The organism is Myxococcus stipitatus DSM 14675 (assembly GCF_000331735.1).
Classification (GTDB): domain Bacteria; phylum Myxococcota; class Myxococcia; order Myxococcales; family Myxococcaceae; genus Myxococcus; species Myxococcus stipitatus.
In genome coordinates this window covers 3,904,666-3,921,697 of the sequence record NC_020126.1, presented here as the reverse complement: position 1 = coordinate 3,921,697, position 17,032 = coordinate 3,904,666, and the positions used below count along the sequence as shown (strand labels likewise).

Annotated in this window: 12 protein-coding genes; 2 read left to right on the top strand and 10 right to left on the bottom strand. The window is 70.5% G+C overall.

Annotated features, from left to right (window positions below):
- Nucleotides 1–132: 132 nt before the first annotated feature.
- Nucleotides 133–1,992, top strand: a complete 1,860-nt coding sequence (locus MYSTI_RS40765) for a hybrid sensor histidine kinase/response regulator (RefSeq protein WP_015348669.1) — start codon at nucleotides 133–135, stop codon at nucleotides 1,990–1,992.
- A gap of 17 nt (nucleotides 1,993–2,009) precedes the next feature.
- Here the strand turns inward: MYSTI_RS40765 and MYSTI_RS40760 are convergent, their stop codons facing one another.
- The 4 genes from MYSTI_RS40760 to MYSTI_RS15275 all read right to left on the bottom strand — a co-directional run bounded on the left by MYSTI_RS40760 (nucleotide 2,010) and on the right by MYSTI_RS15275 (nucleotide 8,476).
- Entirely contained in the window at nucleotides 2,010–3,011 is a 1,002-nt protein-coding gene (locus MYSTI_RS40760) for an OmpA family protein (RefSeq protein WP_015348668.1), read from the bottom strand.
- A 142-nt stretch (nucleotides 3,012–3,153) separates the two neighbouring features.
- Nucleotides 3,154–4,896 (bottom strand): TldD/PmbA family protein, encoded by a 1,743-nt coding sequence (locus MYSTI_RS15285; protein ID WP_144370082.1) that lies wholly within the window; start codon nucleotides 4,894–4,896, stop codon nucleotides 3,154–3,156.
- Between the two features lie 111 nt (nucleotides 4,897–5,007).
- Entirely contained in the window at nucleotides 5,008–6,327 is a 1,320-nt protein-coding gene (locus MYSTI_RS15280) for a nucleotide sugar dehydrogenase (RefSeq protein WP_044280331.1), read from the bottom strand.
- 73 nt (nucleotides 6,328–6,400) lie between these two features.
- Complete coding sequence (locus MYSTI_RS15275; RefSeq protein WP_015348665.1) at nucleotides 6,401–8,476, bottom strand: alginate lyase family protein; 2,076 nt, start codon at nucleotides 8,474–8,476, stop codon at nucleotides 6,401–6,403.
- A 205-nt stretch (nucleotides 8,477–8,681) separates the two neighbouring features.
- Here MYSTI_RS15275 and MYSTI_RS15270 point away from each other — a divergent pair, with 205 nt between their 5' ends.
- Complete coding sequence (locus MYSTI_RS15270; RefSeq protein ID WP_015348664.1) at nucleotides 8,682–9,677, top strand: histidine kinase dimerization/phospho-acceptor domain-containing protein; 996 nt, start codon at nucleotides 8,682–8,684, stop codon at nucleotides 9,675–9,677.
- Nucleotides 9,678–9,686: 9 nt separating this feature from the next.
- On the opposite strand, the gene MYSTI_RS15265 is transcribed toward MYSTI_RS15270, so the two are convergent.
- The 6 genes from MYSTI_RS15265 to MYSTI_RS15240 are packed head-to-tail and all read right to left on the bottom strand — an operon-like array spanning nucleotide 9,687 to nucleotide 16,831.
- Nucleotides 9,687–12,230, bottom strand: a complete 2,544-nt coding sequence (locus tag MYSTI_RS15265; RefSeq protein WP_015348663.1) for a hybrid sensor histidine kinase/response regulator — start codon at nucleotides 12,228–12,230, stop codon at nucleotides 9,687–9,689.
- Between the two features lie 9 nt (nucleotides 12,231–12,239).
- The gene (locus MYSTI_RS15260) at nucleotides 12,240–12,809 is read right to left on the bottom strand and encodes a chemotaxis protein CheW (protein ID WP_015348662.1); all 570 of its coding nucleotides are present in this window, start codon (nucleotides 12,807–12,809) and stop codon (nucleotides 12,240–12,242) included.
- A 7-nt stretch (nucleotides 12,810–12,816) separates the two neighbouring features.
- The gene (locus MYSTI_RS15255) at nucleotides 12,817–13,227 is read right to left on the bottom strand and encodes a response regulator (RefSeq protein ID WP_015348661.1); all 411 of its coding nucleotides are present in this window, start codon (nucleotides 13,225–13,227) and stop codon (nucleotides 12,817–12,819) included.
- A complete protein-coding gene (locus MYSTI_RS15250) occupies nucleotides 13,224–14,828 on the bottom strand; it encodes a methyl-accepting chemotaxis protein (protein WP_015348660.1) in 1,605 nt (534 codons plus the stop codon). The genes MYSTI_RS15255 and MYSTI_RS15250 overlap by 4 nt, the downstream gene beginning before the upstream one ends.
- Nucleotides 14,829–14,855: 27 nt before the next feature.
- Nucleotides 14,856–16,271 (bottom strand): CheR family methyltransferase, encoded by a 1,416-nt coding sequence (locus MYSTI_RS15245; protein WP_015348659.1) that lies wholly within the window; start codon nucleotides 16,269–16,271, stop codon nucleotides 14,856–14,858.
- Complete coding sequence (locus tag MYSTI_RS15240; protein ID WP_044280301.1) at nucleotides 16,268–16,831, bottom strand: chemotaxis protein CheW; 564 nt, start codon at nucleotides 16,829–16,831, stop codon at nucleotides 16,268–16,270. The genes MYSTI_RS15245 and MYSTI_RS15240 overlap by 4 nt, the downstream gene beginning before the upstream one ends.
- Nucleotides 16,832–17,032 lie beyond the last annotated feature (201 nt).

Here is a 17,032-nt window from a genome sequence, read left to right as displayed (position 1 = left end):
TGTCGCCGGGTTGCACTTTTCAGAACTGGACACTGGATACCGATAACAGACCGATGGCAGAATTCCCGCCGCGCTGAAATCCACGCGACGGGTGAGGTTGACCCGTACGGGGACGGACGGGAGGGGGTATCGATGGCCGAGCAGCCGCGGAACAGCGGGGAGCTGTCCGCCGAGGCGACGGACTCACGGACGCTGCTGGAGCGACTCCAGCAATCCGCCGAGGTCCTGGAGCAACTCAGCATGACGCGAGCCCCGGGACTCCCGGAGGCCGCTCACGTGGCGCTGCGGCGCGAAGCCGAGGCGTTGCGGGAGCTGCGCGGAGACCTGGGACTGCTGCTCACGAGCTGGTCGCTGCTCACCGACACCTCCCAGAAGCTGCTGAACCTCCCCACGGACGAGCTGGAGACGGGCGTCCACGGAGCGCTGGAAGTCCTCGCACGGCACATCGACGCGCAGCGCGGCTACGTCAACCTGCTCTCCGACGATGGCGAGCACCTGGCGGAGAGCTACGAGTGGTGCGCGCAGGCCGTGCGCCCGCATGGACTGGCGGACCACCGGGGGCGGAGTGTCTCGGCGTTTCGCTGGACGCTGAGCGAGCTGCGCTCGGGCCGGGTGGTGGCCGTGACGAACACGGCGCGCCTGCCTCCGGAGGCCAGCGACGAGCAGCGCATCTGCGCGCAGCTCGGCGTCCGCGCCTACGTCAACGTGCCGCTGCTGCTCGCGGGCCGGCTCATCGGCTGGATGGGCTTCGACGCGGTGGATTCGCCGCGCGAGTGGAAGCTCGAGGAGCGCCACCTGATGCGCCTGACGGGCCACATGCTCGTCAACGCCGTGGAGCGCAGGCGCCGGGAAGTGATGCTGCTCCAGGAGAAGGAGCGCGAGCAGCGCGAACAGTCCCTGGGCATCCTCGCCGCGGGCCTGGCCCATGAAATCAACAACCCGCTGGCGTACACGGCGGGCAACCTGGAGTACCTGCGCGAGCGCCTGCCGGGCACCTGCGCGCAGTCCGACGACGAGTGTCGCCAGGTCCTCGACGAAGCGCTGGAGGGCACCCTCCGCATCCAGCGAATCGTCGCGGACCTCAAGTCGCTCTCGGCCGCCACGGCGGAGCCCGTCGAACCCGTGGACCTGCGCGCCGTCGCGGAGAGCACGCTGCGGATGGCGGCCAACCAGCTCCGGCACCGCGCGCAGATCATCCGGGACTATCCCGTGGACGTGCCCCGGGTGCGCGGCACGACGACGAAGCTGGGACAGGTGCTGCTCAACCTCCTGCTCAACGCCGCCCACGCCATCCCCGAGGGCCGCGTCTCCGAGAACCGCATCAGCGTCGCCCTGCGAGCCACCGGGGACGAGGTGTCGCTCTCCATCTCCGACACGGGCTGCGGAATCGCCCCCGAGGTGATGCCGCGCATCTTCGACCCGCTCTTCACCACGCGCCGGTCAGGCGACGGCATGGGCATGGGCCTGGCCATCTGCCGCGACATCATCGCGGCGCTGGGCGGACGGATTGACGTGCGGAGCGAGCAGGGACGCGGCACCGTCGTCGACGTGCACCTGCCGCGCGCGGAGCTGCTCGCGCCCATCGAGCCGAGGACACTCACGCCGGAGCCCTCCGTGGGCCGGCGGGTGCTCGTGGTGGACGATGAGCCTCGGGTGCTGGACTTGATGAGGCGGCTGCTGCGCGGCCACGACCTGGTCACCGTCGCCAATGGCCGCGAGGCGCTGGAGTACCTCAGCAAGGACAAGTCCTTCGACGTCATCCTGTGTGACCTGATGATGCCGGAGCTGACGGGCATGGACGTGTACCACGCCGTCCAGAAGACCTGGCCGGGCCTGCACGAGCGCATCGTCTTCATCAGCGGCGGAGCCTTCACGCCGGAGACGAAGCGCTTCCTTCAAGACGTGCGCAACCCCGTGCTGGCCAAGCCCTTCGAGGCCCAGAGCCTGCGCGACGTGGTGATGGCCACGGGCGCCTCGCGCCGTCTCGGCTGAGCGACGCGCGCGGCCCCTCAGGGAGGAGACGGCTCCGCGACCAGCTCCACGCGGCGGCTGCGCGCGAAGCACCCGGGGGTTCCGTCATCACACGGCGGCAGCTCGGCGCCTCGGGTCTCCAGGTAGAGGCGGGAGCCCGCGATGCCCATCGACTGGAGCATCGCGGCCACGGACTGCGCGCGCCCCAACCCCAGCGACGTGTTCACGGACTCGGGGCCCATCACGTCGGCATGGCCCTGGAGACGGACGCGCAGATGAGGACGCCGCTGGAGGCACTCCGCCGCGCGCAGCAGGGCCTGCGCTCCTTCACTGGAGATGCGCGTGTCGAAGAAGTCGAAGAAGACGGGCGCGAGCACACAGGTGACCGGCAACTCCTCGGCGGACGACGTGGAGGCCGTGGCGGCGGGAGCCCGCGCGGAGCGGCGACGGGCCTCGGCGAGCACCTCGTCGACGACCCGGGCCGCGACGTCCTCCGGGAGCGGGGCGTTCATCGCGGGCCCGTACTCGATGCCCACGACCGCCTCGCTCGGCTGCCCCATGACCAGGAACGACGGGCGCTGCTGCCACTGCACCGTGATTCCGTCCTTCGCGTAGGCCGTCGAGGTGATGCGCACCAGGTCCCCCGGCCGCGCGTCCAGCGTGACGCGGGCCCGCATCACGAAGCGATAGCCCTCCACGTACGAGAAGACCGAGGAGCGGCCCACATAGATGGCGGACACATCGAGCCAGCGCAGGCCCAGCGCCAACGGATGCTTCACGCCGCTCGAGGCCTCTCCCGGCCTCACGGAGGGCAGCGCACGCCCATCCAGCAGGTACTCGACGGAGACGAGCTCCCAGTGGCTCCCCGGGCCCAGGCGGTCCTCATGCACCAGCTCGAGCGAGGCGTCCCCCGTCGCGGCAGGCTCCGCGCGCACGGGGGCGCCCCCGAGGAGGACGCACAGGAGAGACACCAGGCGAGACCACGCGAAGCGGCTCCACGCCTGTCGCCCCATCCGGAGCGCTACAGGCCGCGGTCGCATCACGACGCCTCGTTCATTCAGGGATTCCACTCGCCCCCCAGCGGACTTCACGAGGGGCGATTCTGCAACGGGTCACCCCGCCGCGCTACTCGCCTGACACGTCACCTGGCCGACACACCCTTCGAGCAGAAAGCATCCCCCGCTACGGCTTCTCGCGAGGCGCCGGGGTCTGCGAGGCCGCGGGACTGGACAGAATCGGCGGGCGGTCCTTGCCCTCCACCGCGCGCTGGAGCTCGATCTCCTGGATGAGCGCCGCGGGCGCCACCGTGGACACCGGCACGTTCCCACTCTCCGCGCCGCAGAAGCCGTTGAAGACGCCCAGCTTCTGCCCCGTGGCCATGAGCCGGTTCACCGCGGACAGCGGCGTGCCGACAATCTCCACGCCGCGCACCAGCGTCTCCTTCCCCGTCTTCACATCCACCCGGTACACCATGCGCGGCACGCCCTTGAAGGCTTGGTAGCCATAGCTGGACGTGTTCGTGTTGCCGCCGGTGATGTCGCGGATGATGAGGCCATAGGGCTTGTCCTGCCGCTTCGCCTCCTCGATGAGCAGCTGCTTCAGCTTCGCGTCGCTCACCTGCTTCGTGCTCTCCACCACCAGGTTCGCCATGCGCGCCACCGGCTTCAGCGTGCCCTGGCTGCGCCCGTGTCCATTGGACTGGAGGAACCCATCCACGGGACGGCGCCCCAGCAGGTAGTTGCGCAGCACGCCCTTCTCCACCAGCGTCACGCGCTGCCCCTTCACGCCCTCCTCGTCGTAGAGGTAGTAGCCGTTGAGAGGCTCGCCGCCCATCGTGCGCAGCGACGGGTCGTCGTGCAGCGACAGGAACGTTGGCAACACCATCTTCCCGACCTGGCCCTTGAAGGTCTTCCCCTCGTTGTCCCCGTCCTGCCGGTCTCCTTCCAGCCGGTGCCCCAGCGTCTCGTGGAACAACACGCCCGCGGCCTCCGGCGCCAGGATGGCCGGGCCCGTATACGGGTCGATGGCCGGCGCCTGTCGCAGCGCCAGCAGCTCCTCGATGACCTTCTCCGCCGACGCACGCACGCGCGCATCATCCGGAAGCCCCGCCTCCGTGGGCGCGTAGAAGTCCCGCGAGTTGTCCAACAGCTGCCCGTCCGGAGCACGCGTCACCGCCGAGACGTGGAGCCCGTACAGCGTCTCCTCCGTCACCAGCCGCGAGCCCTCCGTCGACACGAACAGCCGCGTCACCTTGTCCGCGGTGACGCGCACCTCGGAGTCGAACAGCTCCGGATGCGCGTTGAACCGCGCGGAGACCTCTCGCGCGAGCTTCACCCAGCGCTCGCGCTGGAAGGGGCGCTCGACGGGCGGCTGCGTGTGGAGGCTCGGCTTCTCCTTGGAGAAGGACGCCGGACGCTTCGGGTCCTCCACCGAGTAGACGTCCTCGCCCTTCTTCTTCAGGTATTGGAAGAGGGCCGACTTGTACTTCTCGTCGGTGATGAGCCACAGCGCCGTGCGCAGCGCCAGCGGTGAGTCATCCAGCGGCCCTTCCTTGCGCGACGTGTAGCTGGTGCCCTTCGTGGAGAACGAGAAGTCCAATCCCTCCGCCACCGAGCTGTCGAAGGAATAGTCACCCACCCGCACGTCGACGTAGAGGCGGCGCTCGCGGTAGCCGTCATCCATGAAGACGGCGCCGTAGCGCGCGGCCACGACGTCCTGCGTGTAGTCCTTGAGCTGGTAGCTCATGAAGTACGGCGGCTCGTGACTCTGCAGCTTGAGCTGTTGATGATTGCGCGTCAGCTCGGTCGCCATGGCGTCGAGCAGCGTCAGCCGCGAGTCCTGCGCGGGCGTCGCCGCCATCAACACGGCCGAGGCCGCCAGCAGGGGGAGGACGGGTTGGATGAGGGATGGCACGTCCCCCACCATACCCGAGCCACCCCATAAGACGAGCGGGTCCGCCGACTCCAGGTGCCCCTCCCGACACCTGGAGTCGAGGACCCCTGCCCGGAGGGTCGACATCCGGGCCCCTGCTCGTCGTCAGGCCTTCATCACCTTCTCACTGCCCTGCGTGACGCCCTTCGTCGCGTTGCGCGTATCAATCACACACGAGGACCGCGCCACCACCGTGGCGTAGTCGATACCGCTGTGGTCCGTGAGGATGAGCACCGCGTCATAGTCCGCGAGCGTGTCCGGATTGAGCGGCACGGACTTCAGCTCCATGTTGAAGCCGTGGCCCTTGTGCAGCTCCGCCACATACGGGTCGTGGTACGCAATCTCCGCGCCCTTCTCCGCCAGCAGCGTCATGATGCGCAGCGACGGACTCTCGCGCATGTCGTCGATGTCTTTCTTGTACGCCGCGCCCAGGCACAACACCCGCGAGCCATTGAGCGTCTTGCGGCTCTTGTTGAGCGCCTCCATCGTCCGCTGCACGACGTAGTACGGCATCTGCCAGTTCACCTCGCCGGCCAGCTCGATGAACTTGGTGTGGAACTCGTACTCGCGCGCCTTCCACGTCAGGTAGAACGGGTCGATGGGGATGCAGTGCCCGCCCAGGCCCGGGCCTGGATAGAAGGGCTGGAAGCCGAAGGGCTTCGTGCTGGCCGCCTGGATGACCTCCCACACGTCCACGTTCATCCGGTCGCAGAGCATCTTCATCTCGTTGACCATCGCGATGTTGACGCAGCGGTAGATGTTCTCCAGCAGCTTGGCCAGCTCCGCCACGCGCGTGGACGAGACGGGGACGACCTCCTTCAGCGCGCTGCCATACAGCGCCGCGGCCACCTCCGCGCACGCGGGCGAGAAGCCACCCACGATCTTCGGAATCGTCTTCGTGTTGAAGCTCTTGTTGCCCGGGTCCTCGCGCTCGGGGCTGAAGGCCAGGTGGAAGTCCACGCCCGCCTTGAGGCCCGTCTTCTCCAGGAGCGGCTTGAGCACCTCCTCGGTGGTGCCCGGGTACGTGGTGGACTCCAGGATGAAGAGCTGCCCCCGGCGCACGTAGGGAGAGAGCGACTCACCCGTCTGGATGATGTAGCTCATGTCCGGCTCACGCGAGGCCGTCAGCGGCGTGGGCACGCAGATGATGACGCAGTCCAAGTCCTTCGACTTCGAGAAGTCCGCCGTGGCCTTGAGCTTCCCCGCCTTGCTCAGCTCCGCGAGCGGCGCGCTGGGGATGTGCTTGATGTAGCTCTCCCCCTTCTCGATTTTGTCGATCTTCCGCCGGTCCACGTCGAGCCCCACCACCGGGAAGCCCGCCTCCGCGAAGGCCATTCCCAACGGAAGACCGACGTACCCCAACCCCACCACCCCGACCTTCGCCTCCCGCCGGCGAATCCGCTCCAGCAGCGGGCTGCCCACCATCACCCTCATCGCCCTCACCTCTTCTCGTTCGTGACGTGCCGCCGCGAGACGACCACCTCACCACCCGGACCACTCACCTGAAGACAACCACCCACCTCATGACCGCTGGAGGCCGCACCTGCCCCCGGAACTCCACCGTCACCGAAGGCACCACCCGGCCATAGCCCGGTGAGTACCGGGATGAGACCAGCTCCGGCTCCAGCCCCCGCTCCAACACGAGCCACGCGAGCACCGCCCCCGGAGGCCCCAGCTCCACCGCGAAGTCCCCCAGCTCCACCGGCTCCTCCGCCGCGCGCAGCGCACGCCCGAGCACCTGCCCGTCCAACGTCACGCGCCGCGCCTGCTCGTCCGGGAGATGAAAACGCCCCACCACGTCGTGCCGCCCCGTCCCGATGAAGCCATCCCGCCCCGCGAGCGCCCGCTCCCGCCGGTCCAGCCGGAACGTGCGCTCGATGCCCACCGGTGCCGGGAGCATGCGATAGCCGTCGTGCCGGACACGCAACCTGTCCACGCGCGGCCCGGGAAGGAAGGCCACCACCCGCGCCCGCGCCTCCTCCGGCAATGCGAACAACCGAGCAGGGTCCAACGTGGCCTGCTCCGCGCCATCCACCTGCACGGTGTTGTGCGCCGCCGTGCCTCGGAACGCGTTCCGCGTCGCCGGGTCTCGCGTATACGAGCCCGTGCCAGGGTCCACGATGACGGGGCGTCCCCCCAGGTGCAGCTCGAACGAGAGCTTGTCGTTGTGGCTGTGGCCTCCCACGCCGCGCTGCCCCTGCTTGCCCGCGCTCACCGTGACGACGGCCCCCGCGCCCCGCAGCACGTGGAAGCCGCCCTCCGGAAAGCTCATGGAGCGCTGCGGACGCCCCGGCCCCAGCCGCCGGTGACGCTCCACTCCCCGCTGCCCGAGGAGCCACGCGGCCTCGTCCGGGAGCTCTCCATCGCGCAGGCCCGAGTCCCCGAAGAGCGCCGCGCCCAGCCCCACGAGATAGCCCTGCTCCAGGTCTCCACGCTCGCGAAGCGGGAACACGCGTCCGGAGTCATTGTCACCGAGTTGCGGCGCGAGCCCCGTCTCCGAGCACCACGCGCGCACCGCGTGGAACATGCGCTTGAGCCGCACCTCGTAGGCCAGGCCCAGCGGCACCCCCATTCCCCGCGCCACGAGCAGGGCCTGCGTGAACAGCTCCACCGACAGCCGATGGTAGGGAATGGAGCCCTCGAAGGAGGTGCCCTCGACATTCACCTGCGCGGCCATCTGCTGGCCAAGTCCCTCCACCGCGCGGGCCACCTGCCGCGAGGCCCCCGGCAGCTCCGGGAAGAGCAGCCCCACCACGAGCAGCCCCACGTGGTTCGACACGAGGTGGTTGTTGGGCACCGCGCCCCGGTCCTCGAGATGCGCCTCCACCCAGGCCGTGTGGTCCAGGAGCGAGCTGAGCACCGGCACGAGGAACTCCGCGCGCCGCACGGGCGCCGCGTCGGAGAACATGAGGAGCGCCTGCGCGAGGTTGCTCGCCCGCAGCGCGACCTCCATGGGGCACGTCCACTGGACGCCCAGGCCCACGGGATTGGCCTGGAGGAAGTCCAGCACCTGCATCACGAACGCGGTGACCAGCCGCGAGCGCTCGTCCGCGGAAGGCTCGACCCAGTACCCCTGCCCCAGCGCCACCGCGCTGTCGAGCCGCCCCATCACCCACGGGTACTTCGGGTCATTGCCGATGGAGTGCAGCTGCATCCGCCCCACGGGCGCCAGGGGATAGCGGTGGCCGCTGAGCACGTCGAGCGACCAATCCACCGGGCGCCCCTCACCAAAGGCGACGCGGGTCCCGAAGACGTTCCATTCCTGACGAAGCGCGGTCCTCGCGCGGACGCTGGCGCGCTCCCGGGCGCCGGGAATCGCCGCGAGCGCCTCCAGGACGGATGCGCGCTGGGCCACGTCACACCAGACGCGGGAGGTGCGGCTGCCGAAGACCCGCATCGCGAGCGCCTCGGCTCGCGACACGCCCAGGGCTTGCAGCAGGCGCACCTGATTCGTGGGCTCGCGGCGTCGGTAGCGCGCCTGTCGCGCCACCCCCTGCACCCGCCTCACCGCACTGAGGGCCAGGGCCCCTGGTGCCAGCCGGGCGATGGCCGCGTAGTAGTCGAGAGTCCCCATCTGTCCCTTCCGCCACCCGTCGCACTGGCCGTTAGCAAGGGGCCGGCCAAGGGGTCATCGTGAGGAGTTGAGAGGGGTTGAGGGCGAATCCGCCCCCTCCGGACGGCAAAAAAGTCAGGAGGTATGCGGAGGCGGTGGGTAAAGGATTGCCTTCCAGCGACCCTTTCTTTGCCCATCGTGGGCAGTGTTGCGCCCTGGCGAGGTCATGCCCATACCTCTGCGCGTGCAAGCGGGTGCTTGGAGTGGGTGGGGCGTCGACCTCGGATTCGACGCGGGGATAGAGCAGGCGCTGGCGGCGGTCGCCGAGCGCGCGCTGCGCTGTGGCGCCCTCGCGGGCATGGAGCTTCTCCTGCGCGAGACACTCCGGCTGACGAGTGCCTCCGGCGCGGCCCTCTTCGATGGGAGCACGTGCGTGGCCCGGGTGGGCACCCACGCCGCGGGATTCCCGTCGAGCACGGGACGCCGCCTGCGACTGTGGCCCGAGAGGACGGGACCTCGGGACGATGCGCTGCTGGAGCGGCTGTCCGCCTTGGGGGGCGCGCTGCTCGCGGCCCACGCGCGTGAGGCCTCCTCCCAGGCGCGGCACGCACGGCTCCTGTCCGCGCGTCGGCGCTTGGAGCAGGAGGTGGCACACTGGGAGGTGCGCCGCTCGCTGGCGGCCCATGACCTGCGCACGCCCTTGATGGTCGTCCGGGGGTACGTGGACATGATGCTGAAGGGCCATGCGGGCCCCCTCTGCTCGACGATGCAGCGCTACCTGGACCGCATGGCGCGGGCCACGCAGGACCAACGCGCCGTCATCGACCAGCGGCTGGGCCGCAACCCCATCACCGACCTGGGTCCCCTGCTCCAGACAGCGCTCGGTCCCCACGCGAAGCAGTCACCGCGCCGCGAGCTGACGCTGGCCCTGCCCGAGCGTCCCATGCGCGTGAGGGCGAGCACCGCTCAACTGGAAGCCTGGGTGCGCGTCCTGGCGCGGGCCCTGGCGACGACGCGGTCCACCTCGGTGTGGCTCCTGGGGGTGGCCGTCGAGGCCACGCGGTGTTGGCAGCTCGACCTCCGGATGCAGGGAGGACACGCGCCCGCGGAGCGGCCGCTGGCGGTGGTGCGAGAGCACACCCGTCGGCTCGGAGGGACACTGCGCGCGCCCTCATCGGACGCGCGCTCGTGGATCATCCTGCTCCCAGCGGAGGCGACCTGAGCCAGGTCATCACGCGCGAGCGGGGAGCAGGTTCCGGACGAGCTCCAGCAGCTTGCCGCGCTCCACCTCGCGCTTGACGAGGTAGCCATCCGCGCCGGCCTCCAACCCCGCGGCCCGGTCCTCTGGACTGTCGAGCGATGTGACGAGGATGACGGGCGTGGAGTGCAGCGTCGCGTGGGACTTGATGCGCCGGGCAAGCCCGACCCCATCCAGCCGAGGCATCTGCCAGTCGCTCACGACGAGCTGGCACGGCGTCCGCTCGAGGATGCCCCAGGCCTCCTCGCCATCCGCCGCGGTCACCACGGGGAAGCCGGCGATCTCGAGCAGGGACTTCATCGCGAAGCGCGTGGTGAGCGAGTCGTCGCAGACGAGGATGCGCGGACGCCGCACCTCCGCCGACGAGGAGCGGGTCTCCGGCCGCGCCGCGCGCACGAGTTCCGGCGCGTTGAGCACCGGCACCACGCGCCCGTCGTCCAGCACGGCCGCGCCCGCCAGGTGCCGCACGCTCTGCAGGTGCTTGCCGAGCGAGCGCACGACAATCTCCTGCTGCCCCACCACCTCGTCGATGGCGTACAGCACCTTGTCGCCGCCCACGACGACCAGCGCGGCCATCTGCACGCGCCCGGAGTCGATGGCCAGGGGCAACCGAGGCAGGCCGATGGCCTCCGACAGCGACAGGAAGGTGAGCTGCGAGCCATCCACGCGCGCCACCACGCGTCCAGCCACGGTGCCCACGTCCTCCGGCATCAAGCGCATCACGCGCTCCACGCTGTCGGAAGGAATGGCGGCCACCGCCGTGCCCGTGCGCACCAGCAGGCCCAGCGCGGCGGCGAGCGTCAGCGGCAGGTCCACCGTGAAGCGCGTGCCCTGCCCCGCCCAGAAGTCCACGTCCACGGAGCCCTGGAGACGCGCCGCGGTGGCCTGCACCACGTCCAGCCCCACGCCCCGCCCCGAGGTGGCCGTCACCTGCTCTCGCGTGGAGAAGCCCGGCTGGAACACCAGGCGCGCGGCCTGGGCGTCGGAGAGCCGCGAGGCCGCCTCCTCCGCCAGCAGGCCCCTGCGCACCGCCGTGGCGCGCACGCGGTCCGGCGACAGGCCATAGCCGTCGTCCTCCACCACCAGCGCGATGCGCGCGCCTCGAGGCTCCACGCGCACCGTCAAGCGCCCCGTCTCGGGCTTGCCCGCGGAGCGCCGCTCCTCGGGAGTCTCCAACCCATGGTCGATGGCGTTGCGGACCAGGTGCAGCAGCGGGTCCTTCAGCGCGTCGAGGATGCGCCGGTCCAACCGGACCTCGCCTCCGGCCAGCTCCAGCGCCACGTCCTTGCTCAGCCGCGCGGACACCTCGCGCACGGTGCGGCGCAGGGGCTCCAGGAGCTGCGACGCGGGCACCATGCGCAAGTCGCGCAGGTCATCGCGCGCCACCTGGGCCACCAGCGCCAGTTGCTCGCCGTCGCGGTGCGCCTCGCGAGACACCTCCAGCAGGCGCTTCTGCATGGTGCGCATCAACGCCACGCCGGAGCGCAGCGAGTCCAGCGCCGGCCCGCCCCCCGCCAGCGAGAGCTGCGAGGCCGCGCGCTCCAGGTGCCGCAGCACCTCATGCGTGCCATCCGACATCGCGCGGTAGCTCTCGGAGCGCCGCGCCTGCTGCGACCGGCCCGACATCAGCAGCTCCACCTGGAGCGCCAGCGAGTCGAGCGTCTTCACCGACACGCGGACCGTGTGCTCCGCCATGGAGGCGCGAGCCTCCGGCGCCGCCACGGGCATCCCGGGCGTGAGCGCTTCCGGAGCGGCCTGCGCGGGCACCACCTTCGGCGTCTCGACGGACCGATTCGCCGAGGCCGTCGACTTCACCGCGTCCAGTCGTCCGCGCAGCTCCACCAGCGTGCCCGCGACATCCGACGCGGCCAGGCTCGCCGGGTCACCGCCCGGCTCCATGCGCGCGAAGCCCAGCGCGGCCGACTCGGCCAGCGTGGCCACCCGCGAGGCCCCACCGTCCAGCGCCAGCCCGCGCAGCCCGCGGGCCCGCTCCATCGCCTTGCGCACGACGGCGGCCCGGTCCGGAACGTCCGGCGAGCAGAGCGCGCGGAGCGAGGCCTCCAGGAAGTCCAGCACCTCCAAGCCCTTCGCCGACAGGCCCGAGGCCACCGACACCGACTCGGGCACGGCGACATCGCGGCCCAGGGACTTGAGCAGCGAGGCCAGTCCCTCGACCTCGGGCGACTGTCCCGCGTCGCCCCGGGCCATGGCCGACTCGATGCCGGACAGGCCTCGGAGCATGGACTCCACCGCGTCGCGCGGGAGGCCCACGTCCGTCCGAGTGTGGGCCAGCCCGTCCTCGATGGCGTGCACCACGTTCTCGATGTCGTCGAGTCCCAGGCTCGCCGCGGAGCCCTTGAGGCTGTGGACCAGGCGCTTGAGCGAGGGCAGCAGGTCCGCCTCGCGCGCGGTCGACGGCCCCTCCATTCCGAGCACCTTCGCTCCAATGGATTGGATCTGCTCACGCGTCTCCGCGGAGAACACCGGCCAGATGCTGCGCAAGAGCTGCGGATCCATGTCGCGCCTCTATTCCCGCGCCTGCCGGCCCGCGGCCGGGCCTCCGAGTTGCTCCAACTCCAGCACCGTCAGCCGGTCCGGCGTCAGGTACAGGAAGGGCCCCGGAGGAGGCTGCGAGAGCTCGGTCTTGGGCAACTCCTTGCGCCCCTCCACCGTCTCCGCCGCCAGTCCAAAACACTCCTCACCCACCTCCACCACCACGATTTTTCCCAGGTCCGACATGCCGCCGCCCTCCAGCCCCAGCAGCTGGCGGAGGTCCAGCACCGGCACCACCCGCGAGCGGCTGGCCAGCGCGCCCAGCACATGCGGCGGCGCCCCCGGCAGCGAGCAGATGCCGCGCGCTTCCAGCACATGGTCCACGTGCTCGATGCGCACCGCGTAGCGCTCGCCTCCCACCTGGAAGGCGAGCACCGACAACACCTCGTGGTGCACCTCGTGACGAGACTCGGCCAGCGCACGGGCACGGGCGCCCAGCACCTCGCGCCGCTTGTCCGCGCTCTCGCTTCGCTCCGGCGCGCTGTCGGGCCGGAGCGCGGGCTGCTGTGCGTCGCTGTTCACCTTGACCTCGTCGCTCGCCATGCGGGCATCACCGGTTCGTCGCGGGCAGATTCAACATGACGCGCACCTTCGAGCGCAGGTCATCCACCGACACGGGCTTGTTGAGGAAGGCGCTGGCCCCCACCAGGTTGCCCTTCTGGCGGCTCGCCTCGTCCTTCAACGAGGTGAGCATCATGAAGGGCGTGGCGTGCAGCTGTGAGTCCGCGCGCACCGCCGCGCACAGGGAGAAACCGTCCATCTCCGGCATCTGGACGTCGGAGATGATGAGGTCCGGCTTGAGCTCCCGCGCCTTGCTCAAGCCCACCACCCCATTGGGTGCGTCGAAGAACTCCAGCCCCCAGCCCATCAGATAGACCTGGAGCAAGTTGGTGATGGTCTTGGTGTCCTCGACGATGAGGACCTTCAAGGCCTGTCGTGACGTCGCCACGTTTGCGTTCATAGCTGGTACCTACCCACCAGGTCCGAGAAGCGCTTCGAGAGATTGGTCAGATTGCCAGCCACCTGTTCGATGCGTCGTGTGCCCACGACGGAGTCTCCCATGGCCGACGTCAGCTCGCCCATCGCGGCGGCGATCTGTTCCACACCAATCGTCTGTTGGCGGGTATTCCCCGCGATTTGTCGGGCCGCCCCGGAGGACTCGCGAATGACTTCCGACAGTCCCAGGATGGCCGAGCCCGCTCCGCGCGCCAGCTCCATCGCGGCCTGGGCCCGGCGGCTTCCCTCCTCCGTCGCGTTGACCGCCGCGCGCGTTCCCTTCTGAACCTCGTTGAGGAGTCCCCGCACCTGCTCCGCGGCGACGCGGGACTGCTCCGCCAGGGTGCGCATCTCCGTGGCCACCACCGCGAAGCCGCGCCCGTGCTCGCCCGCCTTGGCCGCTTCGATGGAGGCATTCAGCGCGAGCAGGTTGGACTGCTCGGCCACGTCCTTCACGGTGCTGATGATGTCGCCAATCTGGAGCGTGCGCTCGCTCAGGTCGGTGATGGACAGGGCGATGGCCTTCACCTGGTCGCCCAGCTTCTCCATGCCCGTCACGCTCTCGGCCACCACCTTCTGGCCCTCCGCGCTGAGCGACTCCGACTTCTGCGTCTGCGCGATGACGGAGTCCGCGAAGGCCGTGGCCTGCTTGGACGTCTGGGCGATCTCCGCGACGGTGGTGCTCGTCTCGCTGATGGCGGACGCCTGCTGGTGCGCCATGGCGGACTGCTGGGAGGACGTGGACAGCACACCCGTCGCCTCCTTCTCCATCTCCGAGGCCGCCGCGCGCAGGTCCTCCAGGAGGTGCGCCAGCCCGTCGGACATCGCCGCGAAGCTGCGCGACACGTCGCCAATCTCGTCGGACGCGCTGGTGTCGAACTGCTGGCGCAGGTTGCCTCCCGCGATGCCCGTCGCCGCGCGCGCCAGGCGCTCCAGCGGGACGACGAGATAGCCCGACATGAACCACGCCCCCATGATGCAGGCGGCGAGGATGAGCGTGCCCAACACCACCGTGAAGCGCGTGGTGGCCCCCAGGGCCTGGGCCAGCGCCTGCTCATGGAGGGCCACCTGCACCGTGCCCACCCGGCGCGCGGAAGCGCCCTGCCCGGTGTAGACGGGCACGGACGACTCCACCACGGCCTCGCCCTTCACCATGAGGCGCCGCTCCTCCACCGCGTCGCTGTCCGTCAGGGTCTGGTCCGCGCCCGCGAAGCGCTCGTCCGCCACCTCCGAGAGGAGCTCGCCCTTGGGGCCGCGCACCAGCACGTAGGCCACGTCCGGGACATGGCGCAGCACCCCGTGCGCGGTCGACTGGAGGCGGCTCGCGTCCTGGCTGGAGACCAGGATGGGGCCCAGCGTCTTCGACAGCTCCTCGCTCACCGAGCGCGCGCGCCGCGCCAGGTCCTCGCGCTGCGCGTTGCTCATCTGGTTCCAGAACGCGAGGGTGAGCACGCTGGCCACCAGCACGCCCGTCAGCCCGGTGACGGCGACAATCTTGAATCGCAGGCTGCGGCGGCCCAGCAAGAGCCACTCCGGCAGCGTCACCTTCGTCTTGTTGCCGTCCACATTGCCTCCCACGAGCGAAGGGCGCAGCTAGCGCGCACCCTGCCATCCGGCCTGCGTTCTGGGTGCCAGGGCCTGTCGCAGCCCCCCAGCCGTCATCGTCTCCACCCCACGCAGCGGCTGTTCATCATCGAGTCCATCCAGCGCGCGCAGCGCGTTCTGCCTCGCGCGCTCCGCGTCCTCGGGCCGCTCCAGGCGCCCGTAGAGTGCCACCAGCGTCGCGTGTCCCAGCGCCAGCCTCGGCTCCAGGTAGAGCGCCTTGCGCACCGCCTCCACCGCCCCGTTCAAGTCACCGCGGCCCTCGGCCACCATCGCCAACAGCAGGTAGGCCTCCGGCACCAACGCCTTCGCCGCCTCGCGAGCCAGCGCCTCCGCCTCCTCGAACCGTCCCGCCCGCGCCGCGTCCACCGCGCGCTCCATCGGCCCCGCCGCGGGCGTGGTGCCGGCGCGAGGCGCGGGGGCGGCCGGAGGCTCCGGCGCACGAGGAGCGGCGGGCGGATGAAGCTCCATCTGGGGCCGCGACGACAGCCCGTCGATGATGGCCGACGCCTTGGGCGCGGACGGAGGCACGAGGCGGGCGGCGGCCTTGAGCACCTCGGCGACCCGGCGCACGGCGCGGGGGACGGGCGGCTCCGACGGCGCCTCTCCCGGCGTCGCGACCCGGAGCGCCACGCTGCCCTCCGCGTCCACCGCCTCCAGCCCCAGCCCGTTGGTGAGAGGGACCTCCGCGGGAGAGACGAAGAGCAGCCCTCCGGGCGCGAGCACCGAGAGGAACGTCGCGAGCACGCGGCGCACCAGGTCCGGCGGGAAGTAGATGAGCACGTTGCGGCAGAAGATGGCGCTCAGTCCGCTCAAGGGGGGCGCATCGGTCGCCAGGTTGTGGCGGCGGAACTCCACCAGCTTGCGCACGGGGGCCACGACGGAGAGCTGCTCACCCCGGCGCTCCAGGTACTGGCGCTCCAGGTCCGGCTCGACGTGGCGCAGGGACCAGGGCCCGTACAGCCCCTCCTTCGCGCGCTCCAGCGCCCGGCCCGACACGTCCGTGGCGAGCACGCGGATGCGCGCCTCGGGAACCCCCGCCGACAGCAACGCCATGGCGATGCTGTACGGCTCCTCGCCCGTGGCGCAGCCCGCGCTCCAGACGTTGAAGAAGGGCCCCGTCTTCGGCGCCGCCAGCCGCGCGAGCGAGCGCAGGTGCTCGGGGTGACGGAAGAAGTACGTCTCGCCGATGACGGCGTGCTCGATGAAGGTCTCCACCGCCTGCGAGTCGCGCAGCAGCAGGCCGCGCAGGAAGGAGTCGGGCTCCACGCCGCGCGCCTCGGCCGAGCGCGACAGCGCGGTCTCCAGCGAGCGGCGCAGGCTGTGCGCGAGCGTCAGGCCGCAGGCGGTCCTCAGGACCTCCTCGACCTTCATGAGCGTCTCGTCATCGAGGACGGACTCGCTCACGTCCCCTCCGACCCCGCCAGCACCGCGGAGACACGCAGCAACGGACGCACACCTTCCGGCGTCCGGCACAGGCCCGCCATCAGCCCGGAGCGGTCCCACTCCAGGCTCACCGCGCCATCCACGGTGCCTTCCACCAACGTCGGCGTCTCCACCAGGTCCCGCACCCGGTCCACCAGCACCGCCACCGGACGCGCGCCCTTGCAGATGACCAGGTGCGCATCCAGATCCGGCTGCCGCTTCACCCCCAGCAGCGTCGCCAGGTCCACCGCGACCGCGGGACTTCCTCTGTAAATAAACGTTCCCAGTACATGGGCGGGGGCTCCGGGCAGGGGCGCCAGCTCCACCAGGCGCACCACCTCCTGGACGGCGTCGGCCGCCAGGAGCGCGGAGGTCCCCGCCGCGTCCAGCGTCAAGAAGAGGCCAGGCAGGCGCAGCTCTCCCGAAAGAGAGACGAGCTCCTGTCGCAGTCGAGCCTGCTCCTGCTCCAACTCGCCCAGGCGCTCCTGCACGGAGGCTCGACGCACCTGCGCTTCCACGGGATTGTGAGGGGTATCTGCCATGGGGGCGGCCCCGCCCGCTTCAGCCCTGGCGCGCGGGTCGACTCACGCTAATCCGGTAAATGCGGAACCGTCAATGCGGGGTGAATTGGACCGTCCCCCACCCGACGCGCCAGGTGTGCGCCGGTAACCGCCTTCCGATGTTGGCCCCCTCAAGGCCGGAAGTGCGTCTGGAAGTGGAGATATGGTTTGATGCGTACCCGG

What these genes read in the sequence shown, in the direction of transcription:
- MYSTI_RS15260 (WP_015348662.1), bottom strand. Translation starts at nt 12,809, where the DNA reads ATGGCGAGCGACGAGGTCAAGGTGAACAGCGACGCACAGCAGCCCGCG.
- MYSTI_RS40765 (WP_015348669.1), top strand. Translation starts at nt 133, where the DNA reads ATGGCCGAGCAGCCGCGGAACAGCGGGGAGCTGTCCGCCGAGGCGACG.
- MYSTI_RS15265 (WP_015348663.1), bottom strand. Translation starts at nt 12,230, where the DNA reads ATGGATCCGCAGCTCTTGCGCAGCATCTGGCCGGTGTTCTCCGCGGAG.
- MYSTI_RS40760 (WP_015348668.1), bottom strand. Translation starts at nt 3,011, where the DNA reads ATGCGACCGCGGCCTGTAGCGCTCCGGATGGGGCGACAGGCGTGGAGC.
- MYSTI_RS15285 (WP_144370082.1), bottom strand. Translation starts at nt 4,896, where the DNA reads ATGGTGGGGGACGTGCCATCCCTCATCCAACCCGTCCTCCCCCTGCTG.
- MYSTI_RS15280 (WP_044280331.1), bottom strand. Translation starts at nt 6,327, where the DNA reads ATGGTGGGCAGCCCGCTGCTGGAGCGGATTCGCCGGCGGGAGGCGAAG.
- MYSTI_RS15255 (WP_015348661.1), bottom strand. Translation starts at nt 13,227, where the DNA reads ATGAACGCAAACGTGGCGACGTCACGACAGGCCTTGAAGGTCCTCATC.
- MYSTI_RS15240 (WP_044280301.1), bottom strand. Translation starts at nt 16,831, where the DNA reads ATGGCAGATACCCCTCACAATCCCGTGGAAGCGCAGGTGCGTCGAGCC.
- MYSTI_RS15275 (WP_015348665.1), bottom strand. Translation starts at nt 8,476, where the DNA reads ATGGGGACTCTCGACTACTACGCGGCCATCGCCCGGCTGGCACCAGGG.
- MYSTI_RS15270 (WP_015348664.1), top strand. Translation starts at nt 8,682, where the DNA reads ATGCCCATACCTCTGCGCGTGCAAGCGGGTGCTTGGAGTGGGTGGGGC.